This is a genomic window from Aeromonas allosaccharophila (assembly GCF_016026615.1).
GTDB classification, from domain to species: Bacteria; Pseudomonadota; Gammaproteobacteria; order Enterobacterales; family Aeromonadaceae; genus Aeromonas; species Aeromonas allosaccharophila.
The window spans coordinates 741,816-757,608 of the sequence record NZ_CP065745.1; the positions used below are offsets into that span (position 1 = coordinate 741,816).

The 15,793-nt window shown below is 61.7% G+C and carries 12 protein-coding genes; all 12 read right to left on the bottom strand.

Annotation, left to right across the window (positions count from 1 at the left end):
* Positions 1-13 precede the first annotated feature (13 nt).
* Positions 14-1,399 carry an NADH-quinone oxidoreductase subunit NuoF gene (gene nuoF / locus I6G90_RS03315; RefSeq protein WP_197929730.1) on the bottom strand — a complete coding sequence of 462 codons (1,386 nt, stop codon included), beginning with the start codon at positions 1,397-1,399 and terminating at the stop codon, positions 14-16.
* Entirely contained in the window at positions 1,396-1,938 is a 543-nt protein-coding gene (gene nuoE / locus I6G90_RS03320; RefSeq protein ID WP_111808369.1) for an NADH-quinone oxidoreductase subunit NuoE, read from the bottom strand. Before nuoE ends, nuoF begins: the two co-directional genes overlap by 4 nt.
* Before the next feature lie 80 nt (positions 1,939-2,018).
* Complete coding sequence (nuoC, locus tag I6G90_RS03325; RefSeq protein WP_197929732.1) at positions 2,019-3,824, bottom strand: NADH-quinone oxidoreductase subunit C/D; 1,806 nt, start codon at positions 3,822-3,824, stop codon at positions 2,019-2,021.
* Between the two features lie 2 nt (positions 3,825-3,826).
* Positions 3,827-4,501 (bottom strand): NuoB/complex I 20 kDa subunit family protein, encoded by a 675-nt coding sequence (locus tag I6G90_RS03330; RefSeq protein ID WP_005344917.1) that lies wholly within the window; start codon positions 4,499-4,501, stop codon positions 3,827-3,829.
* A gap of 29 nt (positions 4,502-4,530) precedes the next feature.
* A complete protein-coding gene (locus I6G90_RS03335) occupies positions 4,531-4,935 on the bottom strand; it encodes an NADH-quinone oxidoreductase subunit A (RefSeq protein WP_005344919.1) in 405 nt (134 codons plus the stop codon).
* 377 nt (positions 4,936-5,312) lie between these two features.
* Positions 5,313-5,882, bottom strand: a complete 570-nt coding sequence (locus I6G90_RS03340; RefSeq protein ID WP_197929733.1) for an Lcl C-terminal domain-containing protein — start codon at positions 5,880-5,882, stop codon at positions 5,313-5,315.
* A gap of 13 nt (positions 5,883-5,895) precedes the next feature.
* A complete protein-coding gene (locus tag I6G90_RS03345) occupies positions 5,896-7,335 on the bottom strand; it encodes an Lcl C-terminal domain-containing protein (protein ID WP_197929735.1) in 1,440 nt (479 codons plus the stop codon).
* A 59-nt stretch (positions 7,336-7,394) separates the two neighbouring features.
* Entirely contained in the window at positions 7,395-9,842 is a 2,448-nt protein-coding gene (locus I6G90_RS03350) for a proprotein convertase P-domain-containing protein (protein ID WP_197929736.1), read from the bottom strand.
* Complete coding sequence (locus I6G90_RS03355) at positions 9,839-11,845, bottom strand: prolyl oligopeptidase family serine peptidase (protein WP_197929737.1); 2,007 nt, start codon at positions 11,843-11,845, stop codon at positions 9,839-9,841. Before I6G90_RS03355 ends, I6G90_RS03350 begins: the two co-directional genes overlap by 4 nt.
* Positions 11,845-13,983 carry a TonB-dependent hemoglobin/transferrin/lactoferrin family receptor gene (locus I6G90_RS03360; protein WP_197929739.1) on the bottom strand — a complete coding sequence of 713 codons (2,139 nt, stop codon included), beginning with the start codon at positions 13,981-13,983 and terminating at the stop codon, positions 11,845-11,847. The genes I6G90_RS03355 and I6G90_RS03360 overlap by 1 nt, the downstream gene beginning before the upstream one ends.
* Positions 13,984-14,145: 162 nt before the next feature.
* On the bottom strand, positions 14,146-15,024 hold the full coding sequence (locus tag I6G90_RS03365; RefSeq protein WP_058053349.1) for a flagellar motor protein MotB: 879 nt from the start codon (positions 15,022-15,024) through the stop codon (positions 14,146-14,148).
* A complete protein-coding gene (locus I6G90_RS03370) occupies positions 14,999-15,757 on the bottom strand; it encodes a flagellar motor protein (protein WP_075112536.1) in 759 nt (252 codons plus the stop codon). The genes I6G90_RS03365 and I6G90_RS03370 overlap by 26 nt, the downstream gene beginning before the upstream one ends.
* Positions 15,758-15,793 lie beyond the last annotated feature (36 nt).

Genomic DNA, 15,793 nt, shown 5'->3' on the forward strand with positions numbered 1-15,793 from the left:
ATCTGTGGTGTCGTTACCAGCGCTCGCCCAGCAGATTGGGCTGGATCCCCTTGACCGGCTTGCGGTTATCGCCGCTGCCTTTGATCCCGGCCTCGAATTCGGAGCGGAAATATTTGATGGCGCTGGCCAGCGGCTCGACGGCACCCGGTGCGTGAGCGCAGAAGGTCTTGCCCGGGCCAAGGAAGCCGCAGAGCTGCTCCAGAGTCGCCAGATCGCCGGATTGCCCTTCGCCACGCTCCAGTGCCCGCAGCAGCTTGACGCTCCAGGGCAGGCCGTCGCGGCAGGGCGTGCACCAGCCGCAGGACTCGCGGGCGAAGAACTCCTCCATGTTGCGCAGCAGACTCACCATGCTGATGGAGTCATCCACCGCCATGGCGAGGCCGGTCCCCATTCGGGTGCCTACCTTGCCGATACCGGCGGTATACATCTGCGCATCGAGGTGCTCCGGCAGCAAGAAGCCGGTGCCCGCACCGCCCGGTTGCCAGGCTTTCAGGCGATAGCCGCTTCTCATGCCACCGGCGTAATTTTCAAACAGCTCGCGGGCAGTGATGCCAAAGGGCAGCTCCCAGACCCCGGGGTTGTTTACCTTGCCGGAGAAGCCCATCAGCTTGGTGCCGTGATCTTCCGAGCCCGGCAGCGCCAGTCCGTGATACCAGGCGACCCCGTTGCCGATGATGGCGGGGACGTTGCAGAGGGTCTCGACGTTGTTGACGCAGGTGGGCTTGCCCCAGACGCCGGAGACGGCGGGGAAGGGGGGTTTGGCGCGCGGGTTGGCGCGTCGCCCTTCCAGCGAGTTGATCAGCGCCGTCTCTTCGCCACAGATGTAGCGACCGGCGCCAGTGTGGACGAACAGCTCGAAATCAAAGCCCGAGCCCAGAATGTTCTTGCCCAGCAGACCGGCGGTCTTGGCCTCTTCCATCGCGCGGCGCAGGTGGATGGCAGCATCGACATACTCGCCGCGCAGGAAGATATAGCCGCGATAGGCCTTGAGCGCCCGGGCACTGATGATCATCCCCTCGATCAGCAGATGGGGCAGTTGCTCCATCAGCAGGCGATCTTTCCAGGTGTTGGGCTCCATCTCGTCGGCGTTGCAGAGCAGGTAACGGATGTTCATGCTCTCGTCTTTGGGCATCAGCCCCCACTTCACGCCAGTGGGGAAGCCCGCGCCGCCACGCCCCTTGAGGCCAGCATCCTTGACGGCGCTGACAATCTCGTCCGGGCTCATCTGGCCGAGCGCCTTGCGGGCGGCGTCATAGCCCTGTTTGGCCTGATACTCCTCCAGCCACACCGGCTGGCCGTCATCCCGCAGCCGCCAGGTGAGCGGGTGGGTCTCGGGGGCGCGGGGGATGCGGTTGGCGGTGCCGAGGGAGGCGAGGATCTTGTTTTGCGGCAGGCTCATGGGTAAGCCTCCAGGGTTTTCAGCAAGGTCACCGGATCGAGGCCGCCATAGGTGTCGTCATCGATCATGATGGCTGGCCCCTTATCGCAGTTGCCAAGGCAGCAGACCGGCAGCAGGGTGAAGCGGCCATCCGGGGTGGTTTGACCGGGGCCGAGGTTCATCACCTCCTTGAGACCGGCCATCAGCTCTTCATGGCCATTGATGTAGCAGACCATGCTGTCGCAGACGCGGATAATATGGCGCCCCACCGGCTGGCGGAAGATCTGGCTATAGAAGGTGGCGACCCCCTCCACGTCGCTGGCGGGAATGCCGAGCTCGGCGGCGATGGCATGAATGGCGCCGTCGGGTACCCAGCCTCTGGCCTGCTGCACGATCTTGAGCGCTTCGATGCTGGCGGCGCGGGGATCTTCGTAGTGGTGTTTCTCGTGTTCGATGGCATCGCGTTCAGCCTGGCTCAGAGCGAAGTCGCCCTGTTTGCTGCTGCATGCCCCTTGCCCCTGTGGGGTCTGATTATTGTGACACTGACATTGCTGGCTCATGACTTGACCTTTGGTGGCTTGTCCTTTTACTGCTCGTCCGGCGATCCCAATTCCCGACCATGGCCGGGAGGCGGGATCACTTAACGGTCCACATCCGACATAACGAAATCGATACTGCCCAGATAGACGATGAGGTCCGACACCATGCTGCCCTTGATCACCGAGGGGATCTGTTGCAGGTGAGCAAAGCTCGGGGTGCGGATCCGGGTCCGGTAGCTCATGGTCGAGCCGTCGCTGGTCAGGTAATAACTGTTGATCCCCTTGGTCGCCTCAATCATCTGGAACGACTCGGCAGCGGGCATCACCGGACCCCACGACACTTGCAGGAAGTGGTTGATCAGGGTCTCGATGTCTTGCAGGGTGCGATCTTTTGGCGGCGGCGTGGTGAGGGGGTGATCCGCTTTGAAGGGGCCCTCCGGCATGTTCTTCATGCACTGCTCGATGATCGACATGCTCTGGCGGATCTCCTCGATCCGCACGGTGGCTCTGTCGTAGGCATCGCCATTGCTGCCGACCGGCACTTCAAAGTCGAACTGGTCATAGCCCGAATAGGGGCGCCACTTGCGCACGTCAAAGTTGAGGCCGGTGGCCCGCAATCCGGCCCCCGTGGTGCCCCAGGACAACGCCTGCTCGGTGGTGTAGGCAGAGACGCCTATGGTTCGACCGCGCAGAATGCTGTTGCGCATCGCCGCTTTTTCGTAATCCATCAAGCGTTTGGGCAGCCAGCTCAGCAGGTTGTCCTGTACCAGTCGCTGCCATCCCTTCGGTAAGTCGTGGGCGACACCGCCGATGCGGAACCAGGCCGGGTGCATGCGGGCACCGGTGATCGCTTCGATGATGGTGTAGATCTTCTGCCGGTCGGTGAAGGTGAAGAAGACCGGCGTCATGGCCCCCACGTCCTGAATATAGGTCCCGAGGAACAGCAGGTGACTCTGGATGCGGAACAGCTCCGCCATCATCACCCGGATCATGTCGACCCGCTGCGGCACTTTGATGCCGGCCAGCTTCTCGACCGCCAACACGTAAGGAAGGTTGTTCATCACCCCGCCCAGATACTCGACCCGGTCGGTATAGGGGATGTAGCTGTGCCAGGATTGGCGCTCGCCCATCTTCTCGGCACCGCGATGGTGGTAGCCGATATCGGGCACACAGTTACGGATCTCCTCGCCATCGAGTTGCAATACCAGACGGAAGGCGCCGTGGGCAGAGGGGTGGTTGGGGCCGAGGTTCAAGAACATGTAGTCCTCGTTCTCGTTGCCGCGGGCCAGTCCCCACTCTTCCGGTTTGAACAGCAGGTTCTCCTGCTCCATGTCCTGTTTGGCGGCATCGAGCATGAAGGGATCGAATTCGGTGGCGCGCGCCGGGTAATCTTTGCGCAGCGGGTGACCCTGCCAGCTCTTGGGCATCATGATGCGGGTCAGGTGGGGGTGGCCATCAAAGGTGATGCCCAGCAGATCCCACACTTCCCGTTCATACCAGTTGGCATTGGGGAAGTGGTTGGTGATGGTGGGCAGATGCAGGTCACTCTCGGCCAGCGCCACTTTCAACATCACATCGGCGTTACGGTCGATGGAGATGAGGTGATAGAAAACGGTGAAGTCGCTTGGCGGCAGACCGTCGCGATGGCTGCGCAGCCGCTCGTCGGTGGCGCTGAGATCAAACAGCATCACGAACGGGGAGGGTACCTTGCGCAAAAAGCCCATCACATCCTGCAGCAGCTCGCGGGGGAGCCAGACCACCGGCACGCCGGTGCGCGTGGTCTGCACGGTGAAGTGCTCGGCCCCGAAGTGGGCAAACAGTTCGCCAATGACTTTGGCATCCTGGTGGTCGCTGGGCTGCCACTGGGCCATGGCGTAATTGCTGGGAAAATCACGAGTCAGTTTCATGGTCAGATCTCATCCGGCGTGCGCAGGTTGGTCACATTGATCCGTTCGCCGCGCTTGCGCTCTTTTTCGGCCTGCATCTGGGGACGGTAGATCCCCTGATCGCCCACCACCCAGGAGAGGGGGCGGCGCTCTTTGCCGATGGAGTCCTGCAGCAGCATCAGGGCTTGCAAAAAGGCTTCGGGACGGGGCGGGCAACCCGGAATGTAGACATCGACCGGCAGGAACTTGTCCACCCCCTGCACCACTGAGTAGATGTCGTACATGCCGCCGGAGTTGGCACAGGCCCCCATGGAGATCACCCACTTGGGTTCGAGCAGCTGTTCATACAGGCGCTGGATGACCGGTGCCATCTTGATGAAGGGGGTCCCTGCAATCACCATGAAGTCGGCCTGACGCGGCGAAGCGCGGATCACTTCGGCGCCGAAGCGGGCCACATCGTGGGGGGAGGTGAAGGCGGTACACATCTCTACGTAGCAGCAGGAGATGCCGAAGTTGTAAGGCCAGAGGGAGTTTTTGCGGCCCCAGTTGACTGTGTCTTGCAGCACCTCCTCGAGACGGCCCATCATGATGCCACGCGTCGCTTCTTGCGCCAGTGGGTCATCGACGGTCTGGCGCTGCTCCTGGGGGTAGCGCTCAACGGGTGCATCCGGGTCAATCCGGGTCAGGGTGTACTTCATGGTGCAACCTCAAGGAAAGGGTCTGTGGTTCAATCACTGTTTTTGTTGTTCAGCTGCGGTTTGCGCGGTGACCAGTCCAGTGCGCCGATGCGCCAGAGGTAGATCAGGCCGATAAGCAGCAGTCCGATGAAAATGGTGGCTTCAATAAAGCCGACCCAGCCGCTTTCGCGCACGGAAACGGACCAGGCAAACAGGTAGAGCGCCTCGACGTCGAAGATGACGAAGAACATGGCGACCAGATAGAACTTGGCGGAAAAACGCAGACGGGCACTGCCGACCGAGTCGACACCAGATTCGAATGGTTTGTTCTTGGTACGGCCGTAGGCACGGCCCCCCAACAGGGCGGCGAGACCTATCATCACCAGACAGATGGTGATGGCACCGATGACATAAATGGCAAAAGCCCAATGTTGAGCAGAAATATCAGCAAACATAGAGGTTTTTCCTAACCAATTTAATCAAGTGACTTAACAATAATGTTACGCATTATGACACTTTCGTACTGATTTACATGTCATTTTTATGGGTTAATTATTAATCGGTTAACTGGTAATTAAATTTTGTTAAGAAGCGCACTTTTTTGTTGGTTATGGGAGGCGGGAAAGGCTTGGAAAGCGCAGAACCCTGCTCCTCGTCATCACCTGAAAGGGGTAAATGCCGAGAGTAAAGCCAGGTCTGATCGGTATTACGGGTAGGGAAAGCCGGGGTGAGAAAAGTGGGGTCGGGTGAGACGGGCACGATCAAAAAGCAATAAAAAGAGAGGCTCGCAAGCCTCTCCTGTCATCACGTTCCGGTGTCGAGCGCGGTGCGGTCAGGGTTTATTGGCAACCAGCAAGACCTGATCCGGGTAGGCGCCAATGACGCGTAAACCGATATCTCCCGAGGTGATATCCAGATACGCCCGCTGGCCATTGGCGGAGGTTACCGTGCTGCTCATCAGATAGACATAGCCCTCATTGACCTCTTTACCGCCCCCCGCCATGGCGCGCGGGAAAATGGCTTCATTGAGGGAGGGTTTGTAGCAGGCATGCTCGACCAGGGTCGCCAGCTCCTTGATGTCGGGCAGGCGCCACTGGCTGACACCGCCGAAGTGATAGAGTGCATGGCTGCTGTCACTGCGGATCCGCTCCGCCACTTGCAACCCCTGCTGCCAGTAGTAAACGGTCGGTTCCCCCAGGCAACTGCTGCCATTCCATGTTTGCCCCAGTTTGCAGCGCATCCAGGTGAGGCCGGTGTGTTGATCCGTGACGGTGCCGTTGCCATGGTCAAGAAAACGGGCAGAGGGGGCGGTGCGATCCATGGTGTCATCACAAATGGCAGCACCGTGGGCCAGGGGGGCCAGCAGTGCCAGCATGGCGAACGAAAAGCGATAAAGGCTCATGATATTCCTCGGATTATTGGGGAGTGGCGACCAGTCGTACCTGCATCAGTTCGATATAGGTATCTTGCTGCACCAGCGCGGGATAGGTGGTGCCCGCATCGTCTCCCAGGAACAGGGCTGTGCGTTTGCTGATGGGGCCACCGGAGAAGCGCTGGGCGGTGTTGCTGGTGGCGCTCCAGAAGTAACCATGGAAGAAGCCATCTTCCGAGGGGGCGACATCAGGGAAGTAACGGGTATCCACGATGATGCGTTGACCCAGCGGGTCCTTGGCCAGGCTACCGTAGTGCATCAGTGACATCAGCTCGCTCATGGTGGGCAACCGCCACTGGCTGATGCCGCAGCGCTGCTCGCCATTGAGCCACTGCTGATACGCGCGGGTGGTCAGCATGGTGGTCAGCGCCTGTGCCCGGGCGAGGGCAGCCAGATCCCCTTCGGCGGTGAGCTGTTCGATCCTGTTATGAATATGCTGGTAGGCCTCTTGCTGCTCGCCTGCGGTCGCTGTGAGTTGCTCATCCTCATAGGCAAAGGGTCTGCTTTTCCAGGCCGGGCTCAAGGGATCATCCGATTTGACCTCCCACACCAGACCGGTATTGAGATCCTTGACGCACTGCCAGCTCGGCGCGTTGTCGGGGAGCGCCTGACCGCGATCATCGAGCTTGCGATAGGCAAGCTGGGGACGAGTGCGATTCCAGCTGGCATCTTGTCCCGGATAGTCGTCGGGTTCCCGTTCCAGCAGCGGATCGTTGCCATCGCTGAAGGTGGTGACGCCGGTGACGGTCAACAGGTTGCGTGGCTGCTGTTGCACCAGCAGGGTCAGCAGTTCGCTTTGGGTCTCTTCGGAAAATTGGCCGTTGCGTTGCCACTCTGAAGCCAGCTGCCCCAGCATCAGGCTGATGGCGCGATAGCTGGTGGTAAGCAACTGGGTCTCCTTGGCGGTGGCAAGGCGTGTGCGGGCCTGTTGCTGCAAGCTGATCGCCACCTGCTGTAGCGCCTGATCAAACTGGCCGAGACCTGCGAGGGCTGCGCGGTCGCTGCCCGGTTGCAGCGGTGCGAGATCGGCCAGCAGCAGTGACAGTGCGCGATCGGCGGCCACCCCTTCGGCAATGCGGCTCTGCCACAGGGTACTGAGCAGGGTTGGTTGCAGCCGTTGTGGCTCCCCTTTGGCGGCCGGATGTGCCAGCAGCAGCCCTCCGCTACGCGGCACGAACAGCAGGGGCGAGTTGACGATGTTGGCCGAGCGGCTGACAAGGGCCACCGCTCCTTCGCCGCTGACGGCAGGGTCGGCAGGGTCACACTGCCAGTTCTGATCCAGATCGGCGCACAGGGTACCGGCGGTCGGCAGGGCGACATCGACCCGGTAGTCCGGGATCGCCAGTGGTGCGTTATCTTCCCCGCCGCCACAGGCGCTGAGCAGGGCTGAGAGGGTTGCAATAACCAGTACGGATGGTTTCACTTCACATTCCTTGATTCGGTCACAGGTTCACGGGGGCGGTGACCCCCGTGGTACAGGATTCAACGGCGCGGGCTGCTCCGGCGCCAGAGACGTGGCCACAGGGCCAGCAACAGCAGCAGGGGGGAAGCCGTGCCGCCACCTCCTTCATCCTGCTCAAGGGGGATGATGCCGGTGGTGGGCAGGGCTTCATCCTTGTCGCAGCGGGCGCCGACTTGCTGGGCGACACGCCAGTTGCGCAACTGACCGGTGTCACCGGCGCTGGTATCGTTGATCTCCAGCAGCCAGCGGCCAGCGAGCGGTTCGCCGTGCAGCTTATCGAGTGATTCGAACGGTACCAGTTCACGGGGGAACTCCCCCTTGAGCTGGGTATGGCTGGCGTAACCCTTGTTCCACAGACTGATCCGGGTACCGTAAGGGGAGGTGAGCCAGATCTCCAGCTGTTCCAGCTTGCTGTGCTCCAGATCGAGGGCGACCACGAATCCGCTGTCGATGCGGGCCTTGCTCTCGGGCAGGGTGAGAGTGAAGCGGGACAGGCCGTGCCGTTCATCGCTCACCGCATCCTTGATCTGGCCACCCTGGCCGATGGCCCGTTGCCAGAGCGGTTCACCGATCGGCAGTTGCAGGTCAAGGCGGGTCTGGCGCTCGGTGGGACTGGGCAGGGTGAGCTGGAACTGCAGCGGCAAGGTGACTGCCTCGCCACAGGTCAGGTTGCTCGCCGTTTCCAGCGGCAGGATCCAGCGGGCGGTGCCATCGGCGTTGAGCTCTCCCTGCCAGTGACCGTCACCCATGATCCCCTTGGTCGGGAGCAGGCTGGCGTCAGTAACGGTCAGGGGGCGGCCGCTCTGGTTGGTCAATTCGATGGCGAGGCTCTTTTTCTCCCCGGGCAGCAGGTAGCTGTCATCGGCAAGGCGGGCCGCGATGGGGGTGGGTAGCAGGGCGTGGTGGCGGAAGGCCTGCTCCAGCAGCTTGCCATAGCTGCGGTCCGGATAGAGACGGTTGGCGGTATCCACGGTGACCCGCGCCAGCTGGGGCATCCGCATCTGCGGGCCGAGGCCGAAGTGGGATTCAATCAGCAGGGTATCGAACTCGTTACGGGCTACCTCGCCATACTGTTCAACGGCCCGGCGCAGCGCGGTGAAGAGCGGGGTGCCCCACAGCTGGTCGCCGTTGCTGCCGTTGATGGTGAGGTGAGCCGGATAGAGGAAACCCGGGTGATAGCGCGCCCGCAGATCATCGAGCTGACGCGGCGTCCGGCCGCTGATCCTGGCATCCCAGTTGAAGACCATGAAAGGCTCGAACTGGCGAGCCTCTGGACTGCGCTGGCGCCAGCTGGCGGCCAGATAGTCGCTAAAGCCCTCGCCGATGGCGCCCCAGTCACCCTCGTCTCCCATGTCGGGCAGGATATGGTGCTGCACCGCATGGCCAAACTCGTGCCAGATCACCATGGGATCTTCTGCATCGGGCACCCCGACCCGGCCAATCTCCAACCGGCGCAAGAAGGGATCATAGAGGGAGTTGTCCTGCTCCCCGGCATCGGTATCGATGGCCAGAGGACCACCCATCAGTGTTGGGTAGCCAAGGGATTCCACATGGCGCTGGGCCAGATCCAGATGGTAGTAGCCATTGATATCGAGGAAGGCGGGCTGCTGATGATCCAGCTGGAAGCCATCGGCATCAGGGCTGCTAAAGGGAACGGTTTCCGGCGCCGTGCCATCAACGACCCGGGCGCGAGGGCCGCTCAGCAGGTAGGTGTCATCCACCTTTTGTACCGTGAGCGGGACGGTGCGATAGGCCCCGTTGTCCAGCACCAGATCGTGGCGCCACAGCAGGTTGCCATCTTGCAGCTGGGTGCGTGGATCGAGGGCAAAGATGCGGGCCTGCACCGTGGCCGTTTCCCCTGCCAGCGGGGCCGGTTCGGCTCGGGTGCTGGCCTCTTGCAGCGTGCGCCCCAGCAGGGCGCTGCCATCGCAAGTGACAAACAGTTGCCAGTGGCTGCTCTTGCTGTTGCCGGGCTGGCTTTCCACCGCCAGCAGGCGCCAGGCGGGGGTCAGGGTGTCGCCATCCTGCCAGTACCAGGGCTGGGCTTCGTCACTGCCGGTGAATTGCCACACCGCACCATCCAGCGTGGCGGTATAGGCATCCACCCCGGCGCGGCTGGTGTCGTCACATGGCGTCGCCTGTGCCTGCATCAGTCGGGTATTGTGATAGAGACGCCACGGGCGACCCTGCTCATCGAGACTGACGGCGGCCATGAGGCCGGCGATCGGTGCGCCATTGAGCTGCTGGCGATAATGCAGATAGTGGCCCAGCTTGCCTTGGCGCTGATAGGCCGGGGCATCACTCAAGGTGACGCCGAGCTGCTGTTCGAGCCAGAGGCGGGGATCGGCCGGGGCGTCCTGTTCGACAAAACGCAGTTCGGCGGCCTCGGTGGCAAAGCCAGCCAACCCCAGCAAGAGGGCGGGCAACAGGGGTTTCATAGTGGTACTCCCAATCAGCGGCAGGGTCATTGATTGATCCCCGCCAGATGCAACAAGAAGGCAAATTCACGAGCCCGATCGCCACCACCGGCACGGTGGCCCCCCTCCAGTTCGGTCAGCAGCAGGTAGGGGCCGGCTCCGGTACTGTGCTCCCGCAGGCGGGCCAGCCATTTGACCGGCTCCCAGTAGGGGACCTGGCTGTCGTGCAGGGCGGTGGTGACCAGCAGGGGCGGGTAGGGGGCGCGGTGCAGGTTGTCGTAGGGGCTGATGCGACGCATCGCCTGATACTCTGCGGGCTTGGCCGGATTGCCCCACTCCTGATACTCCTGACGGGTCAAGGGGAGGGCAGGATCGCTCATGGTGCCGAGCATATCGACGAAGGGTACCTGCAACACGGCGCCACTAAAGAGCGTCGGTTGCTGGTTGAGGGCCGCAGCGACCAGCGTACCCCCCGCGCTGCCCCCCATGGCAAACAGGGGAAGGGGGGCTGCGTCGGGCGACCAGTGGCGCAGGGTGCTACCTGCGGCGATAAAGTCGCTGATGCCGTTCTGCTTGTGGATGCCCCGTCCGTCGCGGGTCCACTGCTCCCCCAGCATGCCGCCGCCGCGCACATGGGCGATAGCGTAGACAAAACCCCGATCCAGCAGGCTTAACAGTTCTTTCTGGTAGTAGGGGCGCATCGGCGTGCCATAGGCGCCATAGCCGTAGAGCAGTACGGCGCGAGGGGCCAGATCCTTGCGCCACACCAGCGAGACAGGCACCCGGGTGCCATCGGCGGAGGTGACCCAGCGCCGCTCGCTCTGATAGGGCAATGCTTTATTGCCTGAGGTGTGCCGGTCGTTGATCCACTGGCTGCTGTTTAAATCCAGCCAGCGCTGGCCGGGGGGCTGGCTCAAGCCCTGACTGCGCACCAGAATGCGGTCGCTGGCCGGGTCATGTTCTCCTTGCAGCCAGCCGGTACCGGCGCCACTGGCCAGCGGCAGGCGCTGGCGTTCATGGCCGTTGCGATCGAGCAGGGCGAGCCAATCCTCCCCCTGCTGGCGAAACTGCACCACCAGATGACGATCAAACAGCCGCCACTTGTCGGGATCGCCGAGATCTTCCCCTTTGGCGGGCCACAGGCGCTGCCACTCACCGAGCGGCGTGTTGGCTGAGTAGAGGGCAAATGCCCCCTCCCGGTTGCTCTTGATCACCCAGCCGGATTGGCTGTCCAGATAGTATTCCACCCCGCGCTGGCGGGGTTTGACCTGCTGCGGCTTGCCCGAGTCGAGCAGGTACTGCTCCGAGCTGTCGTGATTGTTACCCTGCAACACCAGATGCTGGCCATCCGTGGTGCGATAGAGGCTGAGCAGCCAGGCGGGATCCTGCTCCTCATAGAGAGTCTGCTCCTGGCCATCCTGCCAGCCGCGCAACTGCCAGGGGCGCAGGGTATAGCGCTCGTTGGCGATGGTGTAGAGGGTGCGACCATCTTGTGACCAGGCGAGATCGGCGCTGCGCTGCGGCAAGCTGGCCAGCGCCTGGCCGCTCTGGAGATCGAGCAGGGTGATCTGATAGTCGAGATCGCCGCGCCTGTCTTCGGCGATGGCCAGTGTGCGGTTATCCGGGCTCAGGGCCCAGCCGCCCGCTTCGTAATAGCCCTCACCGGCTCTGGCGGGCAGCCGTTGCTGTACCTTGACCCCGTGGCGTTGCCAGAGAGAGCCGTCCGGGCGCAGCTGCCATGCCTGATCGCCGCGCACAAGCCAGTTGTCCGGCACAGGTTCCCCCGCCGGATGGCGGGCAAACTCGGCGCGCAGGGTCGCTTCCAGCGGCTGCTGCGCGGCGAGTTGCTGCTCGCTCCAGCGATTTTGTTGCTTGAGCAGGGCGAGAATGGCCGGGTTGCTGCGGCTCTCGTCCCGCAACCAGAAGTAGGGATCCTGGCGTACGGGATTGCCCGAAATCAGGTGTGATTGGGATGGGATCGGCGGTGGCAGGGCCTCTTGCGCCCACGCCAACGGGGCGGCCAACAGGGCCGCCATGATTGCATGATGCGTCATCACATCCCCACGAAACGGTAGCTGAGGCTGGCTGACAGGTAGCGGCCGCTCTGGCTGTAAAGGGAGGTGTCGCTGCCAGCCGGGAGTCCGGCCACATCCTGATAGCGGACGTAGCGGGTATCGAGCAGGTTGCCGATGGTGGCATTGACCTTGAGTGCCTCGGTGATCTGCCAGTCGCCGGTGAGATCCAGGCTGAACCAGCCTGTGCTGCTCTGGCAGGCACCGCTGTAGCCAGTCTGGGCGCTGGCGCACTGGGGCACCTTGGTCATGGCGGCGGCATAGTTGCCACTGAGCTCAACCCCCCAGTCGAGCTGTTGCCAGCGCAGGGTGGTGTTGCCTTCCAGCGGTGTCTGGGTGCGCAGCGGCTCGCCGCGGTGATCCTTGCCATCCATCCAGGCCAGATTGGTCGAAAGCTCCCACTCGTCGCTCAGCCAGAGGCTGGCGGCTAGCTCGGCGCCCCAGGTTTCTGCTTTGGCGACGTTGCGATACTGGCGCAGGAAGACACCGTCATCGAGGCGGAAACCGGTCTGGCGCCAGTCGATGAAGTTGTAGTAGCGGTTGTAGAAAACGGCCGGTTTGACGCTCCAGTTGTCACTTTGGCCATTCACTCCCCACTCCAGACTGTGGCTGGTCTCCTCCTTGAGGTTGGGGTTGGCAATGATCTCGAACGGCGGCATGGCAAAGTAGTGGGGAATGTTGCCGTAAACCTGATCGTAAGCGGGGGCGCGGAAGCCGTTGGCATAGCTGAGCCAGCTGCGCCATGTCTCGTTGAAGCGGTAACTGGCCGCCACACTGGGGGAGATGTGGTCACTGTGGTTCTCGGCCAGATTGCTGTCCGGTGCGCGCAGGCGCTGGCGGTCAAAGCGCAGGGTCGGGGTAAACTGCCAGCTGCCCAGATCGATCACATCGCTCAGCCAGATGCCATCGCGGCGGGTCTCGGCCTTGCTGAAGGGGGCTTTCTGTCCCTGGGTGGTGATGCCATCTTCCAGGGTCAGATTGCTGACCGGCCGCTCGTGGTTGGCCTGCTCCAGCTCCACACCGTAGCTGAAGGTGTGATCCAGTGCGCCGGTGGTCAGCTTGCTCTGCAGCTCCAGCTCGCTGCCAAGGCGCAGCTCCTCGAATGTGGAGAGGGTGCGCTGGCTGCGATATCTGGGATAGCCGCTCAGGGCATCGTTGCGTAGCAGCTGGCGCTGGTTGGCCTCGTTGCGGGACTGGTTGCCAAACAGGCTCCAGTTGAGGGTGTCGACCATGCCCAGATCGTTGGCTTCCCAGCTGAACTTGCCGCCCTGAGTACGTTGATCACTGTTTTCCTGAAAGCCGACCACATCCCAGCTGCCATCGGGTTGAGGCACCGCCTTGGGGCCCATCAGGCGTTTGGCGTGATCCTCGTAGTAGTCCAGATCCAGTCGCAGGGCGTGATGGGCATTGAGGGGGAGGCGGCTGCTGGTGGAGGCACTCATGCCATCCAGATCCGCCGGAATGCGGTTCTCCTCAAAGTTGGCCGTTTCATTGCCGCGCCAGCCGGAGAGGCGCAACAGATGTTCGCTCTCCAGCGCCCGCGCCGCGCCGGTCATGCTGAGCTTCTTCTTGTTGCTGTCGCCACCGTAGAGGGTCTTGGCCGCCAGATAGCTATCTTGCTGTTGCAGATAATCTTCCGGCTGCTTGGTATTCATCACCACGGTGCCGCCGATGGCATCGGAGCCATGCAGGGAGGAGCCGGCCCCCTTGGCCACCTCAATCTGCTTGATGTCATCGAGATCGAAGTTGAAGCGCCCCACCTTGTCATTGATGTTGTCGGCGCCAAAACCGTCGCTGACGCGCACACCATCCTTGATCAGCAGGATGCGGTTGCCGCCGATGCCGCGCACGCTGATGTTTTGCGGGCGCCCGGCAGAGCCGGTGACCGAGACGCCGGGGATCTTGCGAAACACATGGGTCAGCTCGCTGGCGACCTGACGGTCCAGCTCTTCCTGGGTGATGACGGTGATGGAGCTGGAGACATCGGAGAGTTTCTGTTGTACCCGTTGCCCGGTGACAATGATGGTGTCGTCGCTGCGCGCCTTCTCCACAGGGGGAAGATCGGCCGCGCCAGCCGAGGCACACAGGAGTGCCGGCCATGCCTGAAGCAGTTTGTTCATAATGATAATTGTTTTTATTTAAGCCTGAGGGGCGGCATTATTGCAGAGGCCTGACCACTTGACAATAAATGGCAATCATTATCATTAAGATCTTATGATGTTGATATTACTGAGTTATTTGTTTTTAAAAAGAAACTCCCGCGCGAGGCGGGAGCAGGGTGATCAGGGTTTGAGCAGTTGCAGCGACTCTTCTGCTGCCTTGCCTTGGGAGAGGGTGATATCGACCCGGCGGTTCGCCTGGCGATGTTCGGGGGTGTCATTGGCGAAACGGGGCTGGGTGTCGGCAACTCCCTGGGCAATGACCCGTCTGGCATCCAGCTGGGGGTTGGCCAGCATGGTCTGCACGATGGAGGAGGCCCGCAGCACCGAGAGCTCCCAGTTGTTGCGATAGAGCTCCACCGGCGCCTGGGAGTTGTCGGTATGACCGGTGACCACCACCTGCCCCGGAATATTGGCCAGAATGCCGGAAATCTTGTGGACCAGCGGGACGAACTGGGGTTGCAGGAACGCCGAATCGGAGGGGAACAGCGCCTTCTCGCCGATGCGGATCACCAGCTGACTGCCAAGCTGCTCGACCTCCAGATCCTTGGATTCGATCTGTGCCTTGAGCTGCTGTTCCAGCTTCTGCTTGGTCACCTGCACCCACTCCTGCTCCTTGGTCTTGTGGGGCCAGGATTCGGTGGCGCTCGGTTTTTCCGAGGCACCTATGGTCTCGTTGAAGGGGTCCGATGCTGCGGGTTGTGCCTCTTTATCCAGCAGGGTCTCTTTTTCCGAGCTGCTGGGGGTGGTCTTCGATTCCGGTTCAAGAATGCCGGTACCGCCCTGCATCACGGGTGAGCCGGCAGGCGGGGAGATGAGGCCGATTTTACCCAGTGACTCGATAAAGCCCTGGATAAGCACCCGCGTTTCGGACTGCTTGGCCATGGCAAAGGAGTAGAGCACCACAAACAGGGCGAACAGCAGGGTCATGAAGTCGGCATAGGAGACCAGCCAGCGTTCGTGGTTCTCCGGCGCTTCAGCTTTTTTCTTTTTGGCCACCATGGCCTCCCAGATAAGGTTCGAGGGTAACTTGCAGGCGTGCCTGGGACTCGCCATCCACGATGCAGAGAATGCCGGTCAGGGTCATCTCCTTGTAGTGGCGGATCTGGTGGGCAAACCCCTTGTAGCGGTTGCCGAACGGCAAGAAGATCAGGTTGGCGGCGGATACCCCGTAGATGGTGGCGATAAAGGCCACCGCGATGGCGCCACCCAGCTTGTCCGGGGCATCCAGCAGACCCATGGCGTGGATCAGGCCAAATACCGCGCCGACGATCCCCATGGTCGGGCAGTAGCCCCCCATGGCTTCATAGAATTTGACCGTCTGTTCGAGATCTTCCTGTTCAAATTCGATCTCGTTCTCCAGTACCTCGTGGATTTTGTTCTTCTCGTAGCCATCGACCATCATCTGCACCCCTTTCTTCAGGAAGGGATCCTTGATCTCCTCGATCATCCCTTCCAGCGCCAGCATACCGCTGCGGCGGGCGTTGCCAGCCAGGGTCTCCAGCAACTGGGCCTGTTCCAGCATGTCGAGTTTGAGGGGGGAGAGCAGCCATTTGAAGCGCTTCAAGGTGCTGCCGACGACGGAGAAAGGAAACTGGGTCAGCGCAGCACCAATGGTGCCGCCGATTACGATAAGGAATGCGGGCAGATCGAGCAGTGCACTGGGGTGACCACCCTCGATCATGTTGCCGCCAAGGATGGCGATCAACGCCAGTACCAAGCCAATCAAACTCATTTTTTACACGTCCCTGCATGTTGATAATGGCTAGTG